Source organism: Streptomyces sp. NBC_00597, from assembly GCF_041431095.1.
GTDB lineage: Bacteria > Actinomycetota > Actinomycetes > Streptomycetales > Streptomycetaceae > Streptomyces.
In genome coordinates, this window is record NZ_CP107757.1 from 5,066,946 (window position 1) to 5,090,441 (window position 23,496).

Genomic DNA, 23,496 nt, shown 5'->3' on the forward strand with positions numbered 1-23,496 from the left:
TCCGCCACCTGCCCAACTTTACGCGGTTTCCGAGCTTCACAAGTTTGTGAAAGTAGCGTACGTTCAGAAACATGACGAAGGCAATCAGCGTCGCCGGCCTCCACAAGGCGTTCGGCCGCACCCACGCACTGGACGGCCTCGACCTCTCGGTCGCCACGGGCGAGGTCCACGGGTTCCTCGGCCCCAACGGCGCCGGCAAGTCCACCACCATCCGGGTCCTGCTGGGCCTGCTGCGCGCCGACTCCGGAACCGCCCGGCTGCTCGGCGGCGACCCCTGGGCCGACGCCGTGGAGCTGCACCGCCGCGTCGCCTACGTACCCGGCGACGTCACCCTGTGGCGCAACCTCTCCGGCGGCGAGGTCATCGACCTCTACGGGCGGCTGCGCGGAGGCCTGGATCGGGCCCTGCGCACCGAGCTGATCGAGCGGTTCGAGCTGGACCCCACCAAGAAGGGGCGCACGTACTCCAAGGGCAACCGGCAGAAGGTCGCACTCGTCGCCGCCTTCTCCTCCGAGGCCGAACTGCTCATCCTCGACGAGCCCACCTCCGGGCTGGACCCGCTGATGGAGGAGGTCTTCCAGCGCTGCGTCGCCGAGGCGCGCGCCGCCGGGCGGACCATCCTGCTCAGCTCGCACATCCTCAGCGAGGTCGAGACCCTCTGCGACCGGGTCAGCATCATCCGCAAGGGCCGCACGGTGGAGACGGGCACGCTGGCCGATCTGCGGCACCTGACACGTACGTCGATCAGAGCCGAGCTCGCCGCGCCGCCGAACGGCATCGCGTACCTGCCGGGCGTGTACGACGTGGAGGTCCAGGGGCTGAAGGTCCGCCTCCAGGTCGACACGGACAAGCTGGACGCCGTACTGCGCGCGCTCGCGGAGTCCGGTGTCCGGTCGCTGACCTCGACCCCGCCCACGCTGGAGGAGCTCTTCCTGCGGCACTACTCGGGCGACTCGGACGACCCGGCCGAGGCGGGCGCTGCGGGCGAGGCGGGCGCGGCGGACGGGACCGTGAAGGCGGGCGTGGCGCGATGAAGAACCAACTCGCCGGCACCGGAACGCTGCTGCGCCTCGCGATCCGCCGCGACCGCGTGATGATGCCGGTCTGGATCGTGCTCGTGGCGATGATGGTGCTCAGCCTGCCCGCCTCGCTGGAATCGGTGTACGGGACGGCCGCCGAACGGGCCCGGCTGCTCGCCACGATGAACACCAACGGCTCGCTGCGCGCCCTGTACGGGCCGGCCTTCGGCGACTCGATCGGCGCCCTGACCGCATGGCGCGGCGGGGTCTTCGCCGGGGTGCTCGCCGCGATCATGAGCCTGGTCATCGTGGTCCGGCACACCCGCGAGGAAGAGGAGACGGGCCGTCAGGAGCTGCTCTGCGCGGCGATGGTGGGACGCCGGGCGCCGCTGACGGCCGCGCTGCTGGCGGCCCTGACCGCCAACGCGTTGGTCGCCCTGCTCGTGACGGGCGGACTCGCGGCGCGCGGAGCGGGCGGTGCGCTCGCCCTCGGTCTGGGCATCGGCGCCACCGGGATGTTGTTCGCCGCCCTGGCCGCCATCGCGGCTCAGCTCACCGAGAGCGCGCGGCTGGCGAAGGGGCTCACGGGCGCATTGATCGGCGCGGCCTTCGTGCTGCGCGCCGCCGGCGACGCCGGGAGCGCCGCGGGTGCGAGCGCGCTGACCTGGGTGTCGCCGCTGGGCTGGCTGGAGAACGTACGGGCCTTCGCGGACGAACGCTGGTGGGTGCTCGGCCTGTTCGCGGCGGCCTTGGCGGTGCAGGTGGGGGCGGCGTACGCACTGGCCGGCCGCCGCGACCTCGGCATGAGCTTCCTGCCGGCCCGGCCGGGCCCGGCGGAGGGTCGGCTCGGCAGCGCGGGGGCACTGGCCTGGCGGCTCCAGCGGGGCAGCCTGATCGGATGGAGCCTCGGGTTCCTGGCGGCCGGGGTGGTCTTCGGCGGGATGACGGACGGGGCCGCGCAACTGGTCGGCGACAACGAACGGACCCGCGAGATCATCGAGCGGATGGGCGGACAGAGCGGCATCGCCGATGCCTTCCTCGCGACGATGGCCGGGATGCTCGGCATGGTCGCCGCCCTGTACATCGTCTCGGCGGTGCTGCGGCTGAGCGCCGAGGAATCCGGGCAGCGCGCCGAACCGCTGCTCGCGAACGCGGTCGGCCGGCTGCGCTGGGCCGGCGGCCACCTGGCCGTGGCGTTCGGCGGCTCGGCCCTGATCCTTCTGCTGGCCGGGCTCGGCCTGGGCGTCGGGCACGGCCGCGGCTTGCAGGACACCGCCGCGACCGTCGGCGCCTGCCTGGCCCAGCTCCCGGCGGTGTGGGTGATCGGCGCCCTCGCAGCCCTGCTGCACGGCGCCGCCCCGAAGTACGCGGTGGCCGCCTGGGCGGTGGCCGGGACCGCGCTGACGCTGGGCTGGATCGGCCCGGCGCTCAACCTCCCGCAGGCCGCCCTGAACCTCTCGCCCTTCGCTCACCTGCCCAAACTGCCGGGCGCGCAAGCCATGGCCTGGGCGCCGGTGCTGGTGCTGACCGCGCTGGCGGCGGCCCTGCTGGCGGCCGGCCTGACCGCACTGCGCCGCCGGGACCTGGCGGCCTAGCCCCTCAGAACTCCACGAGGAGTTCTTGCAGACCGCGGATGACGTACCCGTCCCGCCACTGGGGCTCCCGCACGAGCTTCAGGGGCGGGACGCCGTCTGCCAGCAGGGCCCCGAACGACGCGGTCAGCTCCCGCCGCGCGAGCGGAGCCCCCAGGCAGTAGTGGATCCCGGCGCCGAAGCTCAGGTGCGGATTGTCGGCCCGTACGAGGTCCAGGACGTCGGGGTGGTCGAAGCGGGCAGGATCCCGGTTCGCGGACCCGAACAACAGTGCGACTTCAGCTCCGCGCGGGACGACCGTGTCGCCGATCGTGATGTCGTCGAGCACCCACCGTTCGAACATCTGGAGGGGGGTGTCGTAGCGCATGAGTTCATCCACAGCTGTGGACAACTTTTCGGAATCGAGCGAGGCGAGCTGCTCGGGGTGGCGGAAGAGGGTCCACCAGCCGTTGACGGTGGTGTTCACGGTCGCCTCGTGACCGGCGTTCAACAGGAGCACGCAGGTGGAGATCATTTCCTGCTCGCTGAGCCGCCCCTCCTCATCGTGGGCGGCGATCAGACCGGAGATCAAATCCTCGCCGGGCTCCTTGCGCCGCCGGGCGATCAGCTCACGCAGATAGGCGCTGAACTCCACGCTCGCCCGCACCGCCCGCTGCGCGGTCTCCTCGTCCGGCCGAAGCTCGAACATCCCGCAGATGTCCGCCGACCAGGGCCGCAACAGCCCCCGGTCCGCCTTGGGCACCCCGAGCAGCTCGGCGATCACCGCCACGGGCAGGGGCTCGGCGACGACGGAGAGCAAGTCCCCGCCCCCGTCCGCGAGGAGCTGCCCGACCAGCTCCCCGGCGAGCCGGTCCACGGCGGGTGCGAGCTGCTCCACGGTCCGCGGCGTGAACGCCTTCGACACCAGCCGCCGCACCCGCGCATGGGCGGGGTCCTCCAGGTCCAGCAGGCCGTTCCCGTTGAGGACGTGGAAGGGCTCGTGCTCCGGCGGCGGGGCCTCGCGGCCGAACTCCTCGTGCGAGAAGCGGTGCAGATAGGTCCGGCCCAGCCGGCGGTCACGCAACAGGGCGCTCACATCGGCGTAGTGCGGCACCAGCCACTGCCCGGTGGCCTCCCACCACAGGGCGCGGCCCTGCTCGCGCAGCTCCCGGTAGGCGGGGTACGGATCGGCGACGAAAGCGGCATCCCACGGATCAAAGCCCATGCCCGAAGCCTAGGACCCCTCCCCGCAAGGGGGGTGACGCGCCGTCATGTTGTTCCTTGTGCGGGGTGCGCGGCGATGCCAAGATTCCGGCAAAACGTGAAAACTGCCCCATATTGCTTCAGAGGGAGACCTCGATGGTCCATTCGTATGCGGCCGCCCGGGTTCTGACCCGCTCCTGCCGGCTGCTCGCGGCCGTGTTGGTCGGGATCGCCCTTCCGGCGGGGGCGGCGGACGCGGCGGGGGCGGCCGGAGTCGACGTACGGCTCGACCCGCGGTTCGGCAAGGGCGGCATCGTGTCGACGGCGATCGCCCCGAAGGGGGGACCCGACTTCCAGAACGGCCTCGTGGTCGACGGCCTCGTGGTCGACGGCCGCGGACGCCATCTCGTGTCGGGCTCGTCCGACGTCGGCTCCGGGGGCGCAAGCCGATGGCGGATCGCCCGCTACACGCCCACGGGGCAGCTGGACCGGTCGTTCGGCCCGGGCGGCACCGTACTGACCAACATGTCGGACGCGGGCGGGGAGGACGAGCACGTCTGGCGGCTCGCCGTACAGCACGACGGGAAGATCGTGGCCGTGGGCCATGCCGTCACGCCCACGGGCGGGGAGGACTTCGCGCTGGCCCGCTACCTGCCCGACGGCCGCCTCGACCGCAGTTTCGGCAACGGCGGAAAGGTGTTCACCGCGATCGGCTCCGGCCCGTTCGACGACGAGGCCCAAGCCGTCAGCGTCTTGCCGGACGGCAAGATCCTGGTCGCCGGCTTCGCCGGGACGGGCGCGGGCACCGAAGGCCGCGATTTCGCCCTCGCCCGCTACCTGCCGAACGGCCGGCTCGACCCCTCCTACAACCGCCACGGCAGCCGTCCCGGCATCGTCGTGACGGACATCGCCGGGCAGCGCGACCAGCTCAAGAACATGGTGATCGACTCCCGCGGCCGCAGCGTGGCCGTGGGATCGGCAACCCTGGGCGCGGGTCTGGGCGGTACGGACTTCGCCGTCGCCCGCTACCTGCCCGACGGCTTGCTCGACCGGTCCTTCAACCGGGCGGGCGAGCGCCCCGGCGTGGCCATCACCGCCATGGCCCCAGGCGACAACCTCGACCTCGCCGAAGACGTCGCGATCGACCGCAAGCAGACGATCACCGTCGGCGGTTCGGCCGATGCCGGCGGCCTCTTCGACGTCGCGCTCGCGCGCTACACCCTTGAGGGCGTGCTCGACGGGAGCTTCGGCGCGGGTGGGAAGGTACTGACCAACGTGGGCCCCGGGTCCACCGACGACTACCTCGAAGGGCTCGCCCACTAGCCCAACGGGAAGATCATCATGGGTGGGAGCGTCGCGGCGACCACATTCCTGGACGGCAGCGACTGCCTGCTGGAGCGCTACGAACCGAACGGCCGCCTCGACCACAGCTTCGGGAACAACGGATGCGTCGTCACCTCCACCGCGCCCGGCAAGGCCAACGACGAAATCTTCGACATCGCCCTGTCAGGCGCCGGGAAGTTCATCGCCGCCGGAGAGTGCGACCAGCCGACGACGGGCCGCGACATCTGCCCGGCCCGGTACGAGGTCGGCTCCCCGCACTGACCCGCGGACCCGCGAAGCCCCGCTACGCCGGGGTCACCAGGCGGGTCTCGTAGGCGAACACCGCGGCCTGGGTCCGGTCGCGCAGGCCCAGCTTGACCAGGATCCGGCTCACGTGCGTCTTGATCGTGGACTCCGCGACGATGAGCCGGTCCGCTATCTCCGCGTTGGACAGGCCCTGCGCGATCAGCACCAGCACCTCCGTCTCCCGCTCCGTCAGCTCCCCGACCCCCGCCGGGTCCGCGAGCTTCGGAGGCGTCGAGAGCTTCGAGAACTCCAGGATCAGCCGCTTGGTGACCGTGGGCGCCAGCAGCGCCTCGCCCGAGGCCACCACCCGTACCCCGTCGGCCAGCTGCCGGGCCGAGGCGTCCTTGAGCAGGAACCCGGAAGCCCCGGCCCGCAGGGCCTGGTACACGTACTCGTCGAGATCGAAGGTCGTCAGGACCAGCACCTTCGCGTCCGTGTCGGCGGCCACGATCTCCCGCGTGGCCTCCAGCCCGTTCATCACCGGCATCCGGATGTCCATCAGCACCACGTCCGGCCGTAGCGCCGCCACCTGGGCGATGGCCTCCCGGCCGTCCACCGCCTCGCCGACCACCTCGATGCCGTCCATCGCGTTCAACAGGACGGAGAAGCCCTCCCGGACCATCATCTGGTCGTCGACGATCAACACTCTGATCGTCATGCCGGCCGCCCCGAACCCTGCGCCGGCTCCTGCGCCCCGTCCTTCCGGCCGCGCACCGGTAGGAACACCGCCACCTCGTACCCGCCCGCCGCAGTCCCTCCGGCGGTCATCTCCCCCTCCAGCATGGCCACCCGCTCCCGCATCCCGGTGATCCCGTGCCCGGCGCCCGGCGAGGGCCGCACGTCCCCGGTCGCCGCCGCATTGACGACCCGTATGCCCAACCCGCCCAGCACGTACGAGACCTCGACCGACGCCGCCGCCCCCGGCGCATGGCGCAAGGTGTTGCTCAGCGCCTCCTGGACGATCCGGTACGCCGACAGCTCGACGCCCGGCGGCAGCTCCCGCACCGCACCCGTCACCGTCTTCTCCACGCTCAGACCGGCCTCCCGCACATTGGCCAGCAGCCCCTCCAACGAGGCCAACGTCGGCTGCGGGGCATCCGGCGCCTCGTAGTCCGCGGACCGCACCACACCCAGCACCCGGCGCAGCTCCGTCAGCGCCGCCACCGCGTTCTCCCGGATGGTGACGAACGCCGCCTCCAGCTCCGGCGGCGGATTCTTCACCCGGTACGGCGCCGCCTCCGCTTGGATCGCCACCACCGACATGTGGTGGGCCACCACGTCGTGGAGCTCCCGCGCGATCGTCGTCCGCTCCTCCAGCAGCGTCCGCCGGTCCCGCTCGACGGCCGTGACCTCCTGCTGCGCGCTGACCTCCTGCGCCGCCTCCTTGCGAATGTTGCGGACCGTGACGATCAGCAGCGAGACGGCCAGGAGGAAGGCCATGGGCATGATCTCGACCGGCGCCCCCCGGTCGAGCACCACGGGTACCGCGATCCCGCTCGCCAGGGTGATCAGCCACATCCAGCCCGCAGCCCGGGGCCTGGTCCGCATCGCGGCGATCGTCACCGTGGTGATGTAGGCCAAGAACGCTCCTGGCGTCCACGGCCACACATCGTTCGTGTGGGAACCGATGACCAACAGCGCCTCCGTGGCGATGACGGTCGCCCAGAACGCCCCCACGGGCCGCACCAGGGTCATCAGCACCGGCGTGGCTGCGACCAGCCCCATCACGAGGGAGCTGCTCGCCGCCAGGTATTCGCCGCTGGAGGTGGAGGTGACCATCACCACGAGGAAGGCCAGGAACCCCACGACCACGTGCGGCAGGTAGGCCAGGTGCGGCCGTATCCGCTTCGGGAGCCGCCGCGTCACCGGTCCGTCGGTGCGCATTGGCGGCAGCGGCCGGTACGCGAAGGCGTCCGTGATCATGTCCTGGCGCAGGCTCTCGAACAGGCCGGAGGCCATCCGGAACTCGGGTGTCCGGGGGGTCGCCCGGGAGGTCGTCTCGGTCATACACACACCGTAGGTCGGCCACCCCCTCGTCCGCGTCGCCGCTGAAGGGGATATCCCCGCCTCCCCCTCAAGTACTACCCAGGTCCCTCAGTAGCCCGTCGGACGGACGAGACCCGTCTCGTACGCGAACACCGCGGCCTGGGTGCGGTCCCGCAGGCCCAGCTTCACCAGGATCCGCCCCACATGGGTCTTCACGGTCTGCTCGGCCACGACCAGGTGCCCGGCGATCTCCGCGTTGGACAGGCCCTGCGCGATCAGCGACAGCACCTCGGTCTCCCGCTCGGTCAGCTCGTCGATCCGCGCCTTGGAGGGCGCCCGCGGCGCCCCCATCCGGGAGAACTCGGTGATCAGCCGTTTCGTGATGTTCGGTGAGAGCAGCGCCTCACCGGCCGCCACCACCCGGACCGCCTCGGCGAGTTGGTCGGCCGACGCGTCCTTCAGCAGGAACCCGGAGGCCCCGGCGCGCAGCGCCTCGTACACGTACTCGTCGAGGTCGAAGGTGGTCAGCACCAGCACCTTGACGGTGGAGTCCGGGGTTGCCGTGATGATCGAGGTGGCCTCGATGCCGCCCATCCCGGGCATGCGGATGTCCATCAGCACCACGTCCGGGCCGAGTTCGGCGACCTTCGCCACCGCGTCGGCGCCGTCCACGGCCTGCCCGACGACCCGGATGTCGGGCTGGGCATTGAGGAGGACGGTGAAGCCCTGCCGGACCATCATCTGGTCGTCGGCGATCATCACCTTGATCGGGTCGGGCGGAGTGCTCATGAGTCCTGTTCAGTCCTTCTTCGTCTCGGGATCCATGGGGAGCACGGCGCTCACCTCGTACCCACCGCTGGCGAGGGGGCCGGCGGCGAGCTCGCCCCCCAGCATGCCCGCCCGCTCCCGCATCCCCAGCAGTCCGTGCCCCGCACCCTGCGACGGCGGGGCCGGCCGGGTCGGGGCGCTGTTGGCGATGCACAGGTGCAGCTCGCGCGGCCCGTACGCGACGCCGACCTCCACCCGCGAACCGGGCGCATGGCGCAGACAGTTGCTCAGCGCCTCCTGCACGATCCGGTACGCGGTGAGGTCGACGCCCGGGGCGAGGGCCCTGCGGACGCCCGCGATCTCGGTGACCACCTCCAGTCCGGCGCTGCGCACGTTGTCCACGAGGCCGTCCAGTTCGGCGAGGGTGGGCTGCGGATGGTGCGGGTTCGCCGGATCGTCCGGTTGCTCGGAACGCAGCACGCCCAGCACCCGCCGCAGTTCCGTCAGGGCTTCCAGCGCGTTCTCCCGGATGCCCGCCAAGTTCTCCTTGAGCTCCTCGGAGGGGTTCTCCACCAGGTGCGGGGCGACCTGCGCCTGGATGGAGATCACCGACATGTGGTGGGCGACCACGTCGTGCAGTTCGCGGGCGATCCGGGTGCGCTCCTCCAGCAGGGTCCGCTGGGCCCGCTCCTCCTCGGTGAGCGTCTCCTGCTCGACGAGCTTGCCGCGGGCCAGGCGCGTGGCCCGCAGCGCGTACCCGAGCAGGCCGACGACCCCGTAGAGGAGGAGCGCCGACAGGACGGTGCTCTGGCTGTGCGCCGGCTTCAAGAACGCCTCGGCCAGCCCGGTGAGGACGACGGGGACACCGACGGCCGCTATGGTCACCCTGGGCGGCACGCGCAGGGCGACCAGCAGCAGCACCGGTGCGAAGGCGATCAGCCCTCCTGCCGTCCAGGGCCAGGTCTGTCCCGCACTGACGTCGGCTTGGATCAGCCAGGCGCCCAGCCCGCCGGCCAGCACGCCGAGCCACCACCCGGCCATCGGCCGGAACATCGCGAGCACGATCGAGCCACCGGTCAGGAGCGCTGCCACCAGCGGTGGACCGCCGGTGACGCCGTAGTGGTCGCCCAGTTGTTCCGTGGTGAGGAAGCAGAAGAAGACGGCGACATAGCCGACCGCGACGTGCGGCAGCCGGTTCAGCCACCGCGGCCGGGACATCTTCGGCAGCGGATCCCACTCCAGGTTGATCAGGTCCCGGCCCAGGGCCCACAGCCACCCGCCCCGGGGCGCGGAGGCCCGGCCCGGGTGCGCAGTCGGGTCCGCAGCCGTGGCCCGGGCCGCGGCCGGACTCCTGCCCTGGGCTGCGGGCGTGGCCGGGGGCGCGCTCTGCTCGTTCACGGCGGCCAGCCTAGGCATGGGTGATCTCCTGGACCGGTGCCGGCGGGGAACCGGCTGTCGGACGGGAGCCCACGACCGTCCGCGACGAGCTGCTCCGATTCGGCTGCCTGGCCTGTTCGTACGTGTGGAACGCGGCCCAGCAGAGGGCCAGCACGGCGGCGAACACCGGCAGCCACAGCAGCCGGGCGGCTATCCACTGCGCGGAGTCGGGCACCGTGTGCAGCCCGGACAGATCGGCGGGGGCCAGCAGCCCCAGGGCTGTCACGGCCATCATCGCGGTCTGGTGCCACAAGAAGATCGTCATCGCGGACAGGTTCATCAGCGCCACCTTCGCCCAGACCCGGGGTCGCCGCATGGCCCGCTCCAGCGGCTCGCGGAGCAGCAGGGCCAGTCCGCACTGGGCCAGGCCGAACGCGGCGGCGGCCAGCGTCGGCGGGTTCAGGTTGGATATCGGGGCCCCCGGCACACCGACCATGGACGCCGGATACCCGCCCCACAGCACCAGCGCGACGGTGGCGGCGGCGCCCGCGCCCAGCAGCAGCGCGGCCGGGGTGCGCCGGGCGAACGCCCCACGGGACCAGGCGGCGCCCAGGGTGAAGGGGACGAGCCAGCCCGCGGCCACATTGACCCACCCGATCCACTCGGGCCCGCCGAGACCGAACCGCCATGCGTCCACCGCCGCCACCACGGCCAGTGGCCACACCGGGCTGAGCCGTGCCACGAGCGGTGTGGCAGCGGTCAGTACGGCGAAGACGAGCAAGAACCACAGGGGCGAGAGGACGAGCTTGAGCAGCGTCTGGACCGTGCCCGGGTCTGCTCCACCGAGGAGCATCCCGCCCGCCGTCACGGCCCAGAGGGCGAGCACCGCGGCCACCGGCCGGAACAGCCGCGACAGCCGCTGCCCGACCCACGCCCCGTACGGGAGCCCGCGCTCGCGCGCCGACGCGTAGCCGCGGGCGGCGACATGACCGCCGACCAGGAAGAAGACGGCGAGGGTCTGGAATATCCAGGACACCGGCGCCAGCCAGGGCAGGTGGGCCAGCGGACTGGCCGTACTCAGGCCGCCGTTGGCGGTGGTCAGGGCGGTCACCAGCCAGTGGCCCAACACCACGCCGAGGATGGCGAAGGACCGCAACGCGTCCACGGTCCGGTCCCGGTCGGTGGGGGTGCCGGCGTCGATGCGGTCCGCGAGGGCGGACCAGCGGGCGCGGAGCTTACGCATGGGGGACCTCCGGAGTGATCGGGGTGGTCTGGGCGGTGCCGATGACGATGCGGGTCAGGCTGTCGAGGGACGTGGTGCCGGGCTTGAGGTAGTCGCTGTGCCCGCCGGATCCGGCGGCGAAGGGCCGGGCCCCGAAGGCCGGTTCGACGGGGTCGGTGCCGAAACCGATCCCGCCGATGCGGACATGGGGGACGTTGCCGATCCAGTCGCCGCGGCCCCGCCCGGCCCAGACCTGCGCGCCGGTCGGCAGCTCGGCGGCGGAGCCGGCGCCCGTACCCGGACTGCCGAACAGGGCGATGTCGGTGACCTGGGGGCCGGTGTCGGTGCGGGCGCAGACCACGGACCCGTACGAGTGGCACAGCAGCGAGATCCGGGCGCCGGGCGCGGCCACACGCCCCAAGCGGTCGAGGAAGGGGCCCAGTTCGGTGGCGGCCGTATCCGCCCGGTCCGCGGTCAGGACGGTCGCGCTGACCGTGCCGGGGGTGTCGTACCCGAGCCAGGCGACCACGGCGGAGCGCGGATGCTCGGCCTGGACGCGCTGGCGGAGGGCGACCGCTCCGTCGCGGAACCGCTGGTAGGTGTCCAGGCCGGTGTCGGAACCGGGCACCAGCACGGCGATCCGGTCGGCGGTCTCCAGATCGCCGAGCACCTCGACCGCGCGCCCCTGGCCGCGGCCGTCGAACGCGAGGAACCGGGCCGTCCCCTCCGCCTCCATGGCGCGCAGCTTCGCCGCCCGTCCCGTGCGGCCGGCGTCCTGCGCCATCCGGGCCGCCTCGGCGAGGTTGGCCCGGTTGGCCGCGTACCGGGCCGGGAGCGAGTCGTGTTCGGCGAAGGCGGCGGGCGCCGGCGCGGGCACATCGGGAGAAGCGGCGGCGGACACGGGGAACACGACGGCCGAGGCGATGAGTCCGGCGAGCAGGGTCCGACGCAGACGCTCACGCCGACTTCCGGCAGGGCGGCCTTCGCCGTGGCCTTCGGGGCGTCCTGCGGGGCGGTCTGCGCGGCGGGTCATGTCGGGTCCCTGTCCTTCGCTCGATCCAGAGGGGCTGGTGCCTGAGTGCGTGTCTTCTCTGGTTTCGAAGTTAGGAATTGAGGCCCATCGCCGGCGTCCCGCTGTAGACCGGCCTTTGCGGATAGCTCTCAGGTATGACAGGGGGAACCTGAGAGCCACGGAGAGAGGAAGGGAGTCCGTCCCAGGAAGGCCTCCCCAAGGCGGTCGACTAGGGTTCTGGCATGAGGCAAGGCGACAACAGCCGCAACGACAAAGCCGGTTACCGCGAGGACTGGCGCGCCGACCGCATCGGCAGCGCGCACCGGGGCGAGAACCCGACCGTCCTGCGCCGCCTCGGCCAGGGGTTCGCCGTGATCGGGGACCGGCAGTTCCTCCCCGGGTACGCGGTGCTGCTGACCGACGACCCGTCAGTGACCCGGCTCTCCGATCTCCCGCGGGCGCGCAGGACGGAGTACCTCTCCGACATGGAGCGGCTCGCCGAAGCCGTCGAACGGGCCTGCCGCCGGCTCGACCCGGCCTTCCGGCGGGTCAACATCGAGATCCTGGGCAACGCCGACCCGTACCTCCACGCCCACATCTGGCCCCGCTACGAATGGGAGCCCGCCGACAGGGTGCGGCTGCCCGTGTGGCTGTACGAGGAGCAGTACTGGAGGGGGAGCCGGTACGAGTTGGGGGCGCGGCACGACGGGCTGCGCGCCGCCATCGGGGAGGAGCTGGACCGGCTGGCCGCGGGCTGACGTACTGGGCTGCCAAGGCTCACGCCCGCCGCTGTGCCCGTGCGCCGATGTGCCCGTGCGCCGTATACCCGTGCGCCCGTGTTGCCCGTACCCCGCCAGGGCTACGGCGTCGTCGCCACGCGGACGCCGAAGCCGATCAGGACCACGCCCGTCGCGCGGTCCAGGGCCCGGCGGACGCGCGGCCGGGCGAAGAACTGCCGGGCGCGCGAGAGGACGTACACGTACGTGCCGAGCCAGACCACCGTCAGGGCGAGGTGGATCAGGACGAGCAGTGCCATGCCGGTGGCGGGGCGCAGGCCGGACGGGGCGAGGGCGGGCAGCAGGCCGGTGTAGAAGACGGCGATCTTGGGGTTGAGGGCGTTGCTGACGAGGCCCGTCCGCCAGGCGCTGCCCGTGGAACCGCGTACGGCGGGCGGCTCCGCGCCGGGCCGCCGCAGGGACTGGACGCCGAGGAAGCAGAGGTACGCGGCGCCCGCGAGCTTCACCGCCAGGTACACCTCGGCCGACGCGGCGAGCAGTGCGGCGAGGCCGGCGACGGTGAGGGCGCCCCACAGCAGGAGCCCGGCCGCGATCCCGGCGACGGTGCGCAGCCCGTCGGCGCGGCCGCGGGAAACGGCGCGCTTCGTCACGACGGCCATGTCGGGGCCGGGGACGAGGGTCAGCAGTGCCAGGACGCCGGTCGCGGTCAGGAAGTGCGTGAGCACGCGGCTCAGTCTGCCACCCGGGGCTCCGCGAGCGGTTCGACGAGACCCGCGCGCCAGCTGGGGGCCGGGTCCTGGCCGGGGCTGGTCCAGTACTCACGGGCGCCGGTGATCTCTCCGTCCTGGACGGTCCACAGGGAGACGGCGCGGTAGACGACGTGGTCCTGGGGGACCTCGACCTCGGTGACGACGAGGTCGCCGTCCGCCAGGATGCGCAGGAGGTTGACGGATCTCTCGTCCGTGAAGGCCTCGTCGCTGTTCACGGCGATGAAGTTGTCCCGGCCGACGATGCGCTCGCCGCTGACGGGCCACTCGATGACCGCGTCCTCGGCGATGAGCCGTGACACGGCGGGCCAGTCGCGGGCGTCTATCCGCTCCCACAGTTGTGCAATGACGGTCAACGGCTCCATGTGCGGCAGTGTGCGGCGGGGGTGTCGCGGGCAACAAGCTTTGCTTGCAGGCTTATTGACTTCGACACATTCCGCTTCCGCACCGCTTCCACTTCACTCGTCGGCCGCCACCTCACGCGGGGGGAGCAGCAGGGCGTCCAGGGCCGCCGTGAGGCGGTCCAGGACCCGGACCGTTTCCGCGAAGGCCGCTTCGCCCAGCTCCTCCGCCAGCCGGCCGGCCAGGGCGGCGTGGTCCGGGGTGATGCGGGCTACGGCGGCGCGGCCCTCCTCCGTCGGCCGGAGCAGCTTCGCGCGGCGATGGGCCGGGTTCGGCACGTACTCGGCGAGGCGTTTCGCCACCAGCAGGTCCGCGATGCGCTGGACGCTCTGTCGGGTGATGCCCATGACCCGGGCGATGCCAGCCACCGGCAGGGGCTCCTGGAGCACCGCGCCCAGTACTTGCCACCAGGCCGCGGTCAGTCCGGCCGGGCGGGCCAGCTCCTCCGAGAGCGTGAGGAACCGGCCGTTCAGTCCGAACACCCCGAGGGCGGTGCGGCTCAGCAGGTCCTGCCGGGCCCGTTCCGACAAGGCGTCGGGCAGCGGTTCAGGCATCGCCGCGCTCCGAAGCCGCCATCAGGACGGGGAACGCGCTCGCGTCCGAGTCGTGGAACAGCCGGTACCAGGCGTCCAGGACCTCCGGCGCGTAGGCGTCCAGCCGGGCGAAGACCTCGCGGGCGAAGGCCACCGGCTCCGTCGGGCCCGCCGTGATCAGGTCGCCGTCCGTCACCGCGTCGACCTCGACGTACCGCTCGGCGCCCGCGTAGCCGGGCTGCAGGGCGAGGTACCCGGCGGCCGCGCTGGTGTGCGCGCGGGCGTCGAGCAAGCCCTCGCGGGCCAGGCCGGCCGTGGCGCCGCAGATCGCCGCGACCGGGACGCCCGCCGCCAGGAACTCCCGCGCCTTGGCCGCGAAGGGCGCCAGGTCGTCGCCCGAGTCCCAGAGCGAGGCGCCGGTCAGGATGAGGAGGGAGGAGTCCTCGGGGGAGAGGTCCGCGAGGGCCAGGTCGGGCTGGATGCGGACGCCGCCCATGGTGGTGACCGGCGTTCCTGCGGTGAGGGCGACCGTACGGACGTGGTGGCCGCGCTGGGTCAGGTGCGCGGTGGTGTGCCCGGTCTCCCAGTCCGCGTACGTGTCGTACACCGCGAGGTGGACCGGATGGGTGTTGTCGGCCATGTCGCCGCCTCCTCCATTGATGCCTGGATGCCTGGATGTCCGGGTGTCTGGATGTACGGGGTTCATGCGCTATGACAGTAGGCTGTCATGACGGCAGTGTGCTGTCAATCACCGCATTCCGTGCAGACAGACTGCCGAGACCCGGCCCCCACCCGCAGACAGTCCGCCCATATCCCTTCCCACCTGCGGACTTCTAGCGTGGCCGCATGACCCCTCACGTCGCCACCGGCGCGGCCGTCAAGGCCGCCGACCGCGCCCACGTCTTCCACTCCTGGTCCGCCCAGGCCCTGATCGACCCGCTCGCCGTCGCCGGAGCCGAGGGGTCGTACTTCTGGGACTACGACGGAAACCGCTTCCTCGACTTCTCCTCCCAGCTGGTGAACACCAACATCGGCCACCAGCACCCCAAGGTCGTCGCCGCGATCCAGGAGCAGGCCGCCCGGCTCTGCACCCTCGCGCCCGGCTTCGCCGTCGACGTCCGCTCCGAGGCCGCACGCCTCATCGCCGAGCGGACGCCGGGCGACCTGGACAAGATCTTCTTCACCAACGGCGGCGCCGAGGCCGTCGAGAACGCCGTACGGATGGCCCGGCTGCACACCGGCCGCCAGAAGGTGTTGTCGACCTACCGCTCCTACCACGGGGCCACCGCCGCCGCGATCAACCTGACCGGCGACCCGCGCCGTTGGCCCTCCGACACGGGCGCCGCGGGCGTCGTGCACTTCTGGGGCCCGTTCCTCTACCGCTCGCCGTTCCACGCCACCACCGAGGCCGAAGAGTGCGAGCGCGCCCTCGCGCACCTCGCCGACACGATCACCTTCGAGGGTCCTGCGACCATCGCCGCGATCATCTTGGAGAGCGTGCCCGGCACCGCCGGGATCATGACCCCGCCGGCCGGATACCTCGCGGGCGTCCGCGAGCTCTGCGACCGCCACGGCATCGTCTTCATCCTCGACGAGGTGATGTCCGGCTTCGGACGGACCGGCAAGTGGTTCGCCGCCGAGAACTGGGGGGTCACCCCCGACCTGATCACCTTCGCCAAGGGCGTGAACAGCGGCTACGTGCCGCTCGGCGGCGTCGCCATCTCCGGCGCCATCGCCGAGACGTTCGCCACGCGCCCCTACCCCGGCGGACTGACGTACTCCGGCCACCCGCTGGCCTGTGCGGCCGCCGTGGCGACGATCAACGCCATGGAGGAGGAGGGCGTCGTCGAGCACGCCGCCCAGCTCGGCGAGAACGTGATCGGCCCGGCGCTCGCCGAGATCGCCGAGCGGCACCCGTCGGTCGGCGAGGTCCGCGGCCTGGGCACCTTCTGGGCCCTGGAGCTCGTACGGGACAAGGAGACGCGCGAGCCGCTCGTCCCGTACAACGCGTCCGGAGCGGACAACGCGCCGATGGCCGAATTCGCGGCGGCCTGCAAGGCCTCCGGCCTGTGGCCCTTCGTGAACATGAACCGGACGCACGTCGTCCCGCCGTGCACCATCACGGAGACGGAGGCCAAGGAGGGTCTGGCCCTGCTGGACGAGGCGCTGACGGTGGCGGACCGCCACACCACGTCGGCGTGACCCGCCACACCACGTCCGCCTGACCTCCACGCGGCCCGTCGCCGTCCACCACAAATGGTCCGCGTTCGATCGGTTTCAGCCTCGCTGCCTGGCCTAAGGTGTCCGGAGTTCACTTAAGGAGACGGACGCCTATGTCAGGCAGCGGCGCTGTCACCCGCAACACACTTCGCCAGCAGATCGCGGACGCGCTGCGCGACGAGGTGCTCGCGGGACGCCTGCCACCGGGCACCGAGTTCACGGTCAAGCAGATCGCCGAGCAGTACGAGGTCTCCGCGACCCCCGTACGCGAGGCACTGGTCGACCTCGCGGCACAAGGGCTGCTGGAATCGGTACAGCACCGGGGCTTCCGCGTGCGCGTCTACACCGTGGACGACTACCGGGGCATGATCGAGGCCCGTACGCTCATAGTGGACGGGATCTTCCGGCGGCTCGTCGAGCGTGGCACCGCGCCCGGCTCCGGCGAAATGCTGGTGTCGGTGCGCCGTCGTGCCGAGGAGGCGTGCCGGGCCGCCCAGAGCGGCTCGCTCGAAGTGCTGATCGGCTACGACCTGCGCTTCTGGAGGGAGCTGAGCGGGCTGGTCGGCAACACGTACATCTCGGAGTTCCTGCACCGCATCCGCGTCCAGTGCTGGGTCTTCGCCGTGCCCCACCTGAAGGCGGCGCCGGACCTGCACACCGGGCTGTGGTCCGGCCACAACGAGCTGGTCGACGCGGTGACCCGCGCCGACGCCGACGAGGTGCGCAGCCTCGTGTACGCGTACAACCAGCACGGTCTGGACTGGGCCGCGGGACTGAAGGCGGTCGGCGCATGACCGGTCCGAGCAGCATGACCGGCCCGAGCGACCCGAGCACCCGCGCGGGCACCGAAGCGGCGGGACCGGGCGACGCGGCGGGAGCAACCGAAGCAACCGGAGCAACCGGAGCGGCCGGAGCGGCCCCGCTCTGGCTCGGCACCGTCGGGCTGTCCGTGGTCATCCCCGCCCACGACGACGAGCACCGGATCGGCCCGACGCTCGACGCCTTCCGCGCAGACCTCGACGCCCGCTTCGGCACCGGCCGCGGCGACTGGGAGCTCGTCGTCGTCGACGACGCCTCCGGTGACGCCACCGCCGCCCTCGTCGAGGCCGCGGCCGCCGACGAACCCCGGATCCGGCTGGTCCGCTCCGAACACCACCGCGGCCCGGGCGCCGCGCTGCGCGCCGGAGTGCTCGCCTCCGCCGGTGAGCGGGTCCTGCTCGCCGACGCCGGGCTCAGGACGCCGCCGGCCGAGCTGGAGCGGCTGGAACACGCCCTCGCCCAGGCGGACGGAACCACGGCCACCGCCGCCCTCGGCCGGTCGCAGACCCGCGTGGTCCGCGCCCTGGGCATCCCCGGGATACCGGGCTTCCGCACCAACACCTGCGGCTTCGCCCTCTTCGACGGGGACCGGGCACGGGCCGCCTTCGGCGCCTGCGTACTCGACGGTCCCGCCGTCGACGCCGAGGTGCTGCGCTGGGTGCGCCGCCAGGGCTGGCACGTGGTCGAGGTCCCGGTGCGCCGCAGTGCGCCGCGTACCCCCCGCCCTCCCCGGCCCCGCCGGGCCGCGGGCGACCGGCGCCGCGCCCTCGTGGAGCTGCTGCGCCTGAACGCCGGCGGCCTCGCCGTCGCGGCCGTCTTCCTCGCCCTCGCCGCGTACGTTTTCCACGGCCTGTGGGCGGACCTCGACGGCCGCTACCTCAAGGACGCGCTGCAGGACCAGAACCAGTGGGAGTGGTTCGTCGGCGTCACCACCGACAACATCACCCACCTGCGCAATCCGCTCTTCACCACGGCCCAGGGCATGCCCGACGGCGTGAACCTGATGGCCAACGCGACGATGCTCGGCCTGACCGTCCCGCTGATCCCGGTGACGCTCCTGTTCGGGGAGACCGTCACCTTCGCGCTGGTCCTCACGCTCGGCATGGCCGCCAGTGCCTGGACCTGGTACTGGCTGATCCGCCGCCGCTTCGTGCAGAGCCGTTGGGCCGCCGCCGCGGGCGGGGCGCTCGCCGCGTTCGCGCCGCCGATGGTCTCGCACGCCAACGGCCACCCGAACTTCGTCGTCCTCTTCATGCTCCCGCTGATCATCGACCGGGCACTGCGCCTGTGCGGGGGCCGGAACGTGGCCCGGGACGGTGTCCTGCTCGGCCTGTTCGCGACGTACCAGATCTTCCTCGGCGAGGAGCCGCTGCTCATCGCCGCGCTCGGCATGCTGGTCTTCTCCGTGGCGTACCTGCTGGTCGACCGGCGGCGCGCCCTGGAGGCCGCCCGGCCCCTGGGCCTCGGACTGGCCATCGCCGCCGCCGTCTGCGTGCCGCTGCTGGCCGTCCCGCTGTACTGGCAGTTCTTCGGGCCGCAGAGCTACCACTCGGTCCTGCACGGGGACAACGCCGGGAACAGCCCGCGCGCCCTGGTCGAGTACGCCGCCCGCTCCCTCTTCGGCGACGCCGAGACGGCGGGCCGGCTCTCCCTGAACACCACCGAGCAGAACGCCTTCTACGGCTGGCCCCTGCTGGCCTTCGGCGTGGCCGCGTGCGTGTGGATGTGGCGGCGTACGGTCGTCCGCGCACTCGCGATCACCGGGGCCGTGGCGCTGCTGCTGTCCCTCGGGCCGTGGGTGCCAGTACCGCGCACGGACGTGGTGCTGCCCGGGCCCTGGCGGCTGGTGGTCAAGCTGCCGCTGTTCGAGTCGGTGATCGAGGGGCGCGTGGCGATGGTGTGCGCCCCCGTGCTGGGCGTGCTGGTGGCGCTCGCGCTCGACCGGATCGTACGGATGCGCAGGCGCGAGCTGCGCACGCTCGGCCTGCTCGGGGTGGCGGCCGCGCTGATTCCGGTGCTACCGCTGCCGCTGGCCGTACGGGAACGGGCGCCGGTGCCGGAGTTCATCGCCTCGGGTGCGTGGAAGGGCTACGTCAAGGACGGCGAAGCGCTCGTCCCGGTGCCGCTGCCGGACCCGGGCCAGGCGGACGCGCTGCACTGGCAGGTCGAGGCGGACTTCGGCTTCCGGTTGGCCGGCGGCTACTTCAACGGCCCGTGGGGGCCCAACCGCATCGGCATCTACGGCGCCACCCCGCGGCACCTCTCGAACCTCCTCCGGGACGTCCGCTACGGGGCGCAGCCGCCGGAGATCACCCCGCAGTGGCGGGAGCGGGCCCGGCAGGACCTGGAGTTCTGGAAGGCGGGCGCGATCGTCCTGCCGTTCCAGGACCGGGACACGGAGCTGCGCGACATGATCAGCGAGCTGCTCGGGCAGGAGCCGAAGAAGGTGCAGGACGTGTGGGTCTGGAGGGTGGGCGCGGGACGGCCGTAGCGGGCCGTTCCGCTACAGGTTCTGCGCAGCCCTTCGCGGAGGGTGTTCGGCACACTACGCTGGCCGGATCGGCGACACCGACTGATCGGAGCCCGCGTGGCCTGTGACCTGTGGCTGGTCCCCCTTGTCGACGTGCTGTGCCACAGCCCCGACAACCCGTTCGCGGAAGAGATCGCCTCGTACGACAAGGCGCTGGGCGAGGCGGGACTGCCGTCCGTGCCCGTGTTCGCGTACATGCCGGGCCTGAGCGGGGACGTGGCTCCCGTCGCCGGCTTCGACTACGACGCCCTGCACTTCCTGCGGCGGGCCTACCTGCTGCAGATCTGCGGACTGCCGGTGACGCCGGTGGACGAGCTGGGCGGGGACTACGAGCAGCTGCTGGAGATGTTCGAGTCGACGGCGCAGCAGTCGCACCTGGTGTGGCACTACGACCACGCAGGGGCGTACGTGCCGGTGGACTTCGCGGCTCCGCTGGCCAACGAGGAGCTGTTGGCCGGGGGCGGGCCGCTGGGGTCGGCGCAGGGGCTGCTGCGCGAGCTGATGGTGGTGGCGCCGGCGATCGGGATAGACCCGGGGAACCCTCCGGTGGCGCCCGCGGCGCCGGGGCGGCCGACGTCGCTGGAGGAGCCGGCGGGGCCGATCCCCTACGACGAGAGTCCCTTCGCGCGGGAGCGGCACGTGTGGCTGGGCCTGCATGCGGCTGCGACCCGGAGCCTGGGCCAAGGCTCCATGATCATCTTCAGCTGATCCCGGCCCCGCTCGCCGGGGTCCGGCCCGGAGCCCAGGGCCTCGAACGCCGGCGGGGCCAGGTTCGAGGGGGCCGGCCACCGGCCCCGAAACCGGCCCGCAGGGTCAGCGGGGTTGTTCCGGGGGGCGCTGGCGGGGCATGTTCGGGCGGGTGCCGGGCGGGAGCGGGAAGCGGGCCGGCGGGAGCCCCGCTTCGGCCCGGGACGACGGGGCGCCGAGCGACTGCATCACCAGCGGCGCCGGCCCCGACGAGAACTCCACCATCCACTCCGCGGTCTCGGACCGCACCAGCTCCGTCACGTCCTCCGAGAACCGCCGCAGGACGGTCAGGCACCGCTCCGCCGCCTCGCTCGCCGTGCCCTCCGTCGGGCCCAGCACCTCCCGCACGTTCTCGGAGGCCCAGTCGAACTGCAACGTCTGTAGGCGCCGCTGGACCGCCTGCGCCGTCGCCACGTCCCGCATCCAGCCGGACGTCAGCCCGAAGAACCGGTCACAGGCCAGGCAGGCGGCCCCCAGCAGCAGCGACAGGTACCCGTACGGCAGCAGGCCGGAGGCGGACCCGGTGAGCTCCAGCAGCGGCATCGCGGCCCCGGTGACCGCTCCCGTCGCCGCGCCGATCCGCAGCACCCGTGCCCCGCGGCGCTTCCACGCGCGGTCGGACAGGTACCACTCCGCGGTGCGCAGCGCATCGGCTTCCACCCGCCGGTAGAGCTCGTCCAGCCGCTCGGCCGGCTCGCCCCAGTCCCCGAGGGGGAACGGTCCGCCGGTCAGATCGCCCGCCGCCATCGGTCCGCTGCCCTCCTCCCGGGAGTCCCGGGGCTCCCGGGGTGGCCCCTCGGGCTGCATCTCCGGCTGGCTCACCCGGCACTCCCTCTGCCTGCGCTGACGTGTGGTGGTGCGCGTGTGCGCAATGATGCGCATGCTCTTCCTACCTTCGAATGGCGACCTGTGGGCGACGAATCCCCGGTTTTCCGCCCGCACGGAGGTCTCCAGCAGGTACGCGCACGCCCCGTCTCTCACTCGAAAGAGTTGGTCCTCACGGCGTAGGGCGCACCGCGCGGGGAGCACGTAGGCTCGGATTGACCAAGCTGTCCCAGGCTTGGACGACGCTACGGAGTGAGTGACCTGTGATTCCCGGTGGTGGCCAGCCCAACATGCAGCAGCTGCTCCAGCAGGCCCAGAAGATGCAGCAGGACCTCGCGGCGGCCCAGGAGGAGCTGGCGCACGCCGAGGTCCAGGGCCAGTCCGGCGGCGGCCTGGTCCGGGCGACCGTCACCGGTTCCGGTGAACTGCGTGCACTGGTGATCGACCCGAAGGCCGTGGATCCGGAGGACACCGAGACCCTCGCCGACCTGGTCGTCGCCGCGGTCCAGGCCGCCAACGAGAACGCGCAGGCCCTCCAGCAGGAGAAGCTGGGCCCGCTGGCCCAGGGCCTGGGCGGCGGCAGCGGCATCCCCGGCCTCCCGTTCTAGTACTCCCCACACCCGACCCATCCCGAAAGAAGGCAGTCCGTGTACGAAGGCGTGGTCCAGGACCTGATCGACGAACTGGGCAGGCTGCCCGGCGTCGGGCCCAAGAGCGCGCAGCGGATCGCCTTCCACATCCTGCAGGCGGAGCCCACCGACGTCCGGCGTCTCGCGCACGCGCTGCTGGAGGTCAAGGACAAGGTCCGGTTCTGCGCCGTGTGCGGGAACGTGGCCCAGGAGGAGCGGTGCAACATCTGCCGCGATCCGCGCCGTGACACCACGGTCATCTGTGTGGTGGAGGAGCCGAAGGACGTCGTCGCGATCGAGCGGACCCGAGAGTTCCGGGGCAGGTACCACGTCCTCGGTGGCGCGATCAGCCCCATCGAGGGCGTCGGACCGGACGACCTGCGCATCCGAGAGCTGCTGGCGCGCCTGGCGGACGGCGAGGTGACCGAGCTGATCCTCGCCACCGACCCGAACCTGGAGGGCGAGGCGACCGCCACGTACCTCGCCCGCATGATCAAGCCCATGGGCCTGAAGGTCACCCGCCTGGCCAGCGGGCTCCCCGTCGGGGGAGATCTGGAGTACGCGGACGAGGTCACGCTCGGGCGGGCCTTTGAAGGAAGGCGACTTCTCGATGTCTGACGCAACGCTGCACGCCCTGGCCCAGGATCCGGACGACTTCGCCGTCCAGATCGCGGACCAGATCGAGTCCTTCATCGTCGCGGTCACCGAGGTGGCCAAGGGCGAGGACCCGGACAGCGCGGTCCCCTTCCTCCTCCTGGAGGTGTCCCAGCTGCTGCTGGCGGGCGGCCGGCTGGGCGCGTACCAGGACGTCCTGCCCGACGAGCGCTACGAGCCCGACCTCGGCCCGGAGCCGGATGTGGACGAGCTGCGCGAGCGGTTCGCGTACATGCTGGACCCGGTCGACGTGTACTCCGAGGTCTTCGACCCGTACGAGCCGCGCAAGGCGCCGGTCGCGCACCGGATCTCCGACGACCTGGCCGACGTGGTGGCGGACCTCCGGCACGGCCTGGCGCACTACCGGGCGGGCCGGACGGCCGAGGCGCTGTGGTGGTGGCAGTTCTCGTACTTCTCCAACTGGGGTCAGACGGCCTCGGCCACGCTGCGCGCCCTCCAGTCGCTCGTCGCGCACGTACGGCTGGACCAGCCGCTGGAGGCCTTGGACGGCCTCGACACCGACGAGGACCTGGCCGAGGACGACCTCGCCGAGCAGGCCGGCCGGGTGATGGCCGAGGAACTCGGCACCATCGGCCGCGCGCCGGCCCGCCGCCCGGTCGGCGAGCCGTAGCCGTCACCCGAGCGGTCCGCCCTGCGGGGACGCAGGCGGACCGCTCCGGTGCACTCCGGGGGTGTACCTCGTTTTCGCCGGACGGGTGCACCGGCCACAGGCGCAGCGGCGCCGCCATGATCAGGGAATGAACCGAATGTCTCATGATGTGGTACGCGTCGGCCGTATTGCGGGCGCTCGTTAGACTGGCCCGCGACCGCAGTACTGGATTGAGC

At 72.2% G+C, this 23,496-nt stretch carries 24 protein-coding genes; 12 read left to right on the forward strand and 12 right to left on the reverse strand.

Translation table 11 applies throughout. The annotated features are described in order from the left end of the window. Window positions 1-71: 71 nt before the first annotated feature. Both OG974_RS22965 and OG974_RS22970 read left to right on the forward strand, forming a co-directional pair. Entirely contained in the window at window positions 72-1,034 is a 963-nt protein-coding gene (locus OG974_RS22965; RefSeq protein ID WP_328763287.1) for an ABC transporter ATP-binding protein, read from the forward strand. Further along, on the forward strand, window positions 1,031-2,614 hold the full coding sequence (locus OG974_RS22970; protein ID WP_371644287.1) for an ABC transporter permease: 1,584 nt from the start codon (window positions 1,031-1,033) through the stop codon (window positions 2,612-2,614). The genes OG974_RS22965 and OG974_RS22970 overlap by 4 nt, the downstream gene beginning before the upstream one ends. A gap of 4 nt (window positions 2,615-2,618) precedes the next feature. On the opposite strand, the gene OG974_RS22975 is transcribed toward OG974_RS22970, so the two are convergent. Continuing rightward, on the reverse strand, window positions 2,619-3,815 hold the full coding sequence (locus OG974_RS22975; RefSeq protein ID WP_371644289.1) for a cytochrome P450: 1,197 nt from the start codon (window positions 3,813-3,815) through the stop codon (window positions 2,619-2,621). A 134-nt stretch (window positions 3,816-3,949) separates the two neighbouring features. On the opposite strand from OG974_RS22975, the gene OG974_RS22980 reads away from it, so the two are divergent. Together OG974_RS22980 and OG974_RS22985 are read left to right on the forward strand one after the other, a co-directional pair. Next, window positions 3,950-5,116, forward strand: coding sequence for a delta-60 repeat domain-containing protein (locus OG974_RS22980; protein ID WP_328763290.1), 1,167 nt, complete (start codon window positions 3,950-3,952; stop codon window positions 5,114-5,116). Window positions 5,117-5,134: 18 nt separating this feature from the next. Then, window positions 5,135-5,398: a hypothetical protein gene (locus OG974_RS22985; RefSeq protein ID WP_327284556.1), complete on the forward strand. Its 264-nt coding sequence runs from the start codon at window positions 5,135-5,137 to the stop codon at window positions 5,396-5,398. 22 nt (window positions 5,399-5,420) lie between these two features. Here OG974_RS22985 and OG974_RS22990 read toward each other — a convergent pair whose 3' ends face one another. The 6 genes from OG974_RS22990 to OG974_RS23015 form a co-directional block, all read right to left on the reverse strand. Further along, window positions 5,421-6,080 (reverse strand): response regulator transcription factor, encoded by a 660-nt coding sequence (locus OG974_RS22990; protein WP_327284557.1) that lies wholly within the window; start codon window positions 6,078-6,080, stop codon window positions 5,421-5,423. Next, window positions 6,077-7,429, reverse strand: coding sequence for a sensor histidine kinase (locus OG974_RS22995; protein ID WP_371644291.1), 1,353 nt, complete (start codon window positions 7,427-7,429; stop codon window positions 6,077-6,079). Before OG974_RS22995 ends, OG974_RS22990 begins: the two co-directional genes overlap by 4 nt. An 87-nt stretch (window positions 7,430-7,516) precedes the next feature. After that, complete coding sequence (locus tag OG974_RS23000) at window positions 7,517-8,197, reverse strand: response regulator transcription factor (RefSeq protein WP_327284559.1); 681 nt, start codon at window positions 8,195-8,197, stop codon at window positions 7,517-7,519. A gap of 9 nt (window positions 8,198-8,206) precedes the next feature. Further along, on the reverse strand, window positions 8,207-9,592 hold the full coding sequence (locus OG974_RS23005) for a sensor histidine kinase (RefSeq protein ID WP_371644293.1): 1,386 nt from the start codon (window positions 9,590-9,592) through the stop codon (window positions 8,207-8,209). Continuing rightward, on the reverse strand, window positions 9,585-10,796 hold the full coding sequence (locus tag OG974_RS23010) for an acyltransferase (RefSeq protein ID WP_327284561.1): 1,212 nt from the start codon (window positions 10,794-10,796) through the stop codon (window positions 9,585-9,587). The genes OG974_RS23005 and OG974_RS23010 overlap by 8 nt, the downstream gene beginning before the upstream one ends. Further along, window positions 10,789-11,808, reverse strand: coding sequence for an alpha/beta hydrolase (locus OG974_RS23015; RefSeq protein ID WP_327284562.1), 1,020 nt, complete (start codon window positions 11,806-11,808; stop codon window positions 10,789-10,791). Before OG974_RS23015 ends, OG974_RS23010 begins: the two co-directional genes overlap by 8 nt. Window positions 11,809-12,029: 221 nt before the next feature. On the opposite strand from OG974_RS23015, the gene OG974_RS23020 reads away from it, so the two are divergent. Continuing rightward, complete coding sequence (locus OG974_RS23020) at window positions 12,030-12,545, forward strand: diadenosine tetraphosphate hydrolase (RefSeq protein ID WP_327284563.1); 516 nt, start codon at window positions 12,030-12,032, stop codon at window positions 12,543-12,545. Window positions 12,546-12,646: 101 nt separating this feature from the next. Here OG974_RS23020 and OG974_RS23025 read toward each other — a convergent pair whose 3' ends face one another. The 4 genes from OG974_RS23025 to OG974_RS23040 form a co-directional block, all read right to left on the reverse strand. Further along, a complete protein-coding gene (locus tag OG974_RS23025) occupies window positions 12,647-13,249 on the reverse strand; it encodes a LysE family translocator (protein ID WP_371644296.1) in 603 nt (200 codons plus the stop codon). Between the two features lie 5 nt (window positions 13,250-13,254). Next, on the reverse strand, window positions 13,255-13,656 hold the full coding sequence (locus OG974_RS23030) for a nuclear transport factor 2 family protein (RefSeq protein WP_327284565.1): 402 nt from the start codon (window positions 13,654-13,656) through the stop codon (window positions 13,255-13,257). 93 nt (window positions 13,657-13,749) lie between these two features. Next, entirely contained in the window at window positions 13,750-14,247 is a 498-nt protein-coding gene (locus OG974_RS23035; RefSeq protein WP_327284566.1) for a helix-turn-helix domain-containing protein, read from the reverse strand. Then, window positions 14,240-14,866 (reverse strand): DJ-1/PfpI family protein, encoded by a 627-nt coding sequence (locus OG974_RS23040; RefSeq protein ID WP_327284567.1) that lies wholly within the window; start codon window positions 14,864-14,866, stop codon window positions 14,240-14,242. Before OG974_RS23040 ends, OG974_RS23035 begins: the two co-directional genes overlap by 8 nt. A gap of 206 nt (window positions 14,867-15,072) precedes the next feature. On the opposite strand from OG974_RS23040, the gene OG974_RS23045 reads away from it, so the two are divergent. From OG974_RS23045 to OG974_RS23060, 4 genes are all read left to right on the forward strand, one after another. After that, a complete protein-coding gene (locus OG974_RS23045) occupies window positions 15,073-16,428 on the forward strand; it encodes an aspartate aminotransferase family protein (protein ID WP_327284568.1) in 1,356 nt (451 codons plus the stop codon). A gap of 131 nt (window positions 16,429-16,559) precedes the next feature. Next, on the forward strand, window positions 16,560-17,240 hold the full coding sequence (locus OG974_RS23050) for a GntR family transcriptional regulator (protein ID WP_266665442.1): 681 nt from the start codon (window positions 16,560-16,562) through the stop codon (window positions 17,238-17,240). Continuing rightward, on the forward strand, window positions 17,237-19,756 hold the full coding sequence (locus OG974_RS23055) for a glycosyltransferase (protein ID WP_371644300.1): 2,520 nt from the start codon (window positions 17,237-17,239) through the stop codon (window positions 19,754-19,756). Before OG974_RS23050 ends, OG974_RS23055 begins: the two co-directional genes overlap by 4 nt. A 96-nt stretch (window positions 19,757-19,852) precedes the next feature. Then, window positions 19,853-20,503 carry a hypothetical protein gene (locus OG974_RS23060; protein WP_327284570.1) on the forward strand — a complete coding sequence of 217 codons (651 nt, stop codon included), beginning with the start codon at window positions 19,853-19,855 and terminating at the stop codon, window positions 20,501-20,503. A 105-nt stretch (window positions 20,504-20,608) separates the two neighbouring features. On the opposite strand, the gene OG974_RS23065 is transcribed toward OG974_RS23060, so the two are convergent. Further along, window positions 20,609-21,364 (reverse strand): SLATT domain-containing protein, encoded by a 756-nt coding sequence (locus OG974_RS23065; RefSeq protein ID WP_327284571.1) that lies wholly within the window; start codon window positions 21,362-21,364, stop codon window positions 20,609-20,611. A 266-nt stretch (window positions 21,365-21,630) separates the two neighbouring features. Here OG974_RS23065 and OG974_RS23070 point away from each other — a divergent pair, with 266 nt between their 5' ends. Genes OG974_RS23070 through OG974_RS23080 form a run of 3 tightly spaced genes read left to right on the forward strand, consistent with a single transcriptional unit; the run spans window position 21,631 to window position 23,281 of the window. Beyond that, a complete protein-coding gene (locus OG974_RS23070) occupies window positions 21,631-21,975 on the forward strand; it encodes a YbaB/EbfC family nucleoid-associated protein (protein ID WP_327284572.1) in 345 nt (114 codons plus the stop codon). Window positions 21,976-22,014: 39 nt separating this feature from the next. Next, window positions 22,015-22,614, forward strand: coding sequence for a recombination mediator RecR (gene recR, locus OG974_RS23075; RefSeq protein ID WP_030152816.1), 600 nt, complete (start codon window positions 22,015-22,017; stop codon window positions 22,612-22,614). Then, window positions 22,607-23,281 carry a DUF5063 domain-containing protein gene (locus OG974_RS23080; protein WP_327284573.1) on the forward strand — a complete coding sequence of 225 codons (675 nt, stop codon included), beginning with the start codon at window positions 22,607-22,609 and terminating at the stop codon, window positions 23,279-23,281. Before recR ends, OG974_RS23080 begins: the two co-directional genes overlap by 8 nt. Window positions 23,282-23,496 lie beyond the last annotated feature (215 nt).

Excerpts from the sequence above, each read along its gene's own strand:
- OG974_RS23030 (WP_327284565.1), bottom strand. The coding sequence starts at position 13,656 with ATGGAGCCGTTGACCGTCATTGCACAACTGTGGGAGCGGATAGACGCC.
- OG974_RS22990 (WP_327284557.1), bottom strand. The coding sequence starts at position 6,080 with ATGACGATCAGAGTGTTGATCGTCGACGACCAGATGATGGTCCGGGAG.
- OG974_RS22980 (WP_328763290.1), top strand. The coding sequence starts at position 3,950 with ATGGTCCATTCGTATGCGGCCGCCCGGGTTCTGACCCGCTCCTGCCGG.
- OG974_RS23055 (WP_371644300.1), top strand. The coding sequence starts at position 17,237 with ATGACCGGTCCGAGCAGCATGACCGGCCCGAGCGACCCGAGCACCCGC.
- OG974_RS23035 (WP_327284566.1), bottom strand. The coding sequence starts at position 14,247 with ATGCCTGAACCGCTGCCCGACGCCTTGTCGGAACGGGCCCGGCAGGAC.
- OG974_RS23020 (WP_327284563.1), top strand. The coding sequence starts at position 12,030 with ATGAGGCAAGGCGACAACAGCCGCAACGACAAAGCCGGTTACCGCGAG.
- OG974_RS23080 (WP_327284573.1), top strand. The coding sequence starts at position 22,607 with ATGTCTGACGCAACGCTGCACGCCCTGGCCCAGGATCCGGACGACTTC.
- OG974_RS23000 (WP_327284559.1), bottom strand. The coding sequence starts at position 8,197 with ATGAGCACTCCGCCCGACCCGATCAAGGTGATGATCGCCGACGACCAG.
- OG974_RS23050 (WP_266665442.1), top strand. The coding sequence starts at position 16,560 with ATGTCAGGCAGCGGCGCTGTCACCCGCAACACACTTCGCCAGCAGATC.
- OG974_RS23040 (WP_327284567.1), bottom strand. The coding sequence starts at position 14,866 with ATGGCCGACAACACCCATCCGGTCCACCTCGCGGTGTACGACACGTAC.
- OG974_RS23045 (WP_327284568.1), top strand. The coding sequence starts at position 15,073 with ATGACCCCTCACGTCGCCACCGGCGCGGCCGTCAAGGCCGCCGACCGC.
- OG974_RS23010 (WP_327284561.1), bottom strand. The coding sequence starts at position 10,796 with ATGCGTAAGCTCCGCGCCCGCTGGTCCGCCCTCGCGGACCGCATCGAC.
- OG974_RS22975 (WP_371644289.1), bottom strand. The coding sequence starts at position 3,815 with ATGGGCTTTGATCCGTGGGATGCCGCTTTCGTCGCCGATCCGTACCCC.
- OG974_RS22970 (WP_371644287.1), top strand. The coding sequence starts at position 1,031 with ATGAAGAACCAACTCGCCGGCACCGGAACGCTGCTGCGCCTCGCGATC.
- OG974_RS22985 (WP_327284556.1), top strand. The coding sequence starts at position 5,135 with ATGGGTGGGAGCGTCGCGGCGACCACATTCCTGGACGGCAGCGACTGC.
- OG974_RS23005 (WP_371644293.1), bottom strand. The coding sequence starts at position 9,592 with ATGCCTAGGCTGGCCGCCGTGAACGAGCAGAGCGCGCCCCCGGCCACG.
- OG974_RS22995 (WP_371644291.1), bottom strand. The coding sequence starts at position 7,429 with ATGACCGAGACGACCTCCCGGGCGACCCCCCGGACACCCGAGTTCCGG.
- OG974_RS23015 (WP_327284562.1), bottom strand. The coding sequence starts at position 11,808 with ATGACCCGCCGCGCAGACCGCCCCGCAGGACGCCCCGAAGGCCACGGC.
- OG974_RS22965 (WP_328763287.1), top strand. The coding sequence starts at position 72 with ATGACGAAGGCAATCAGCGTCGCCGGCCTCCACAAGGCGTTCGGCCGC.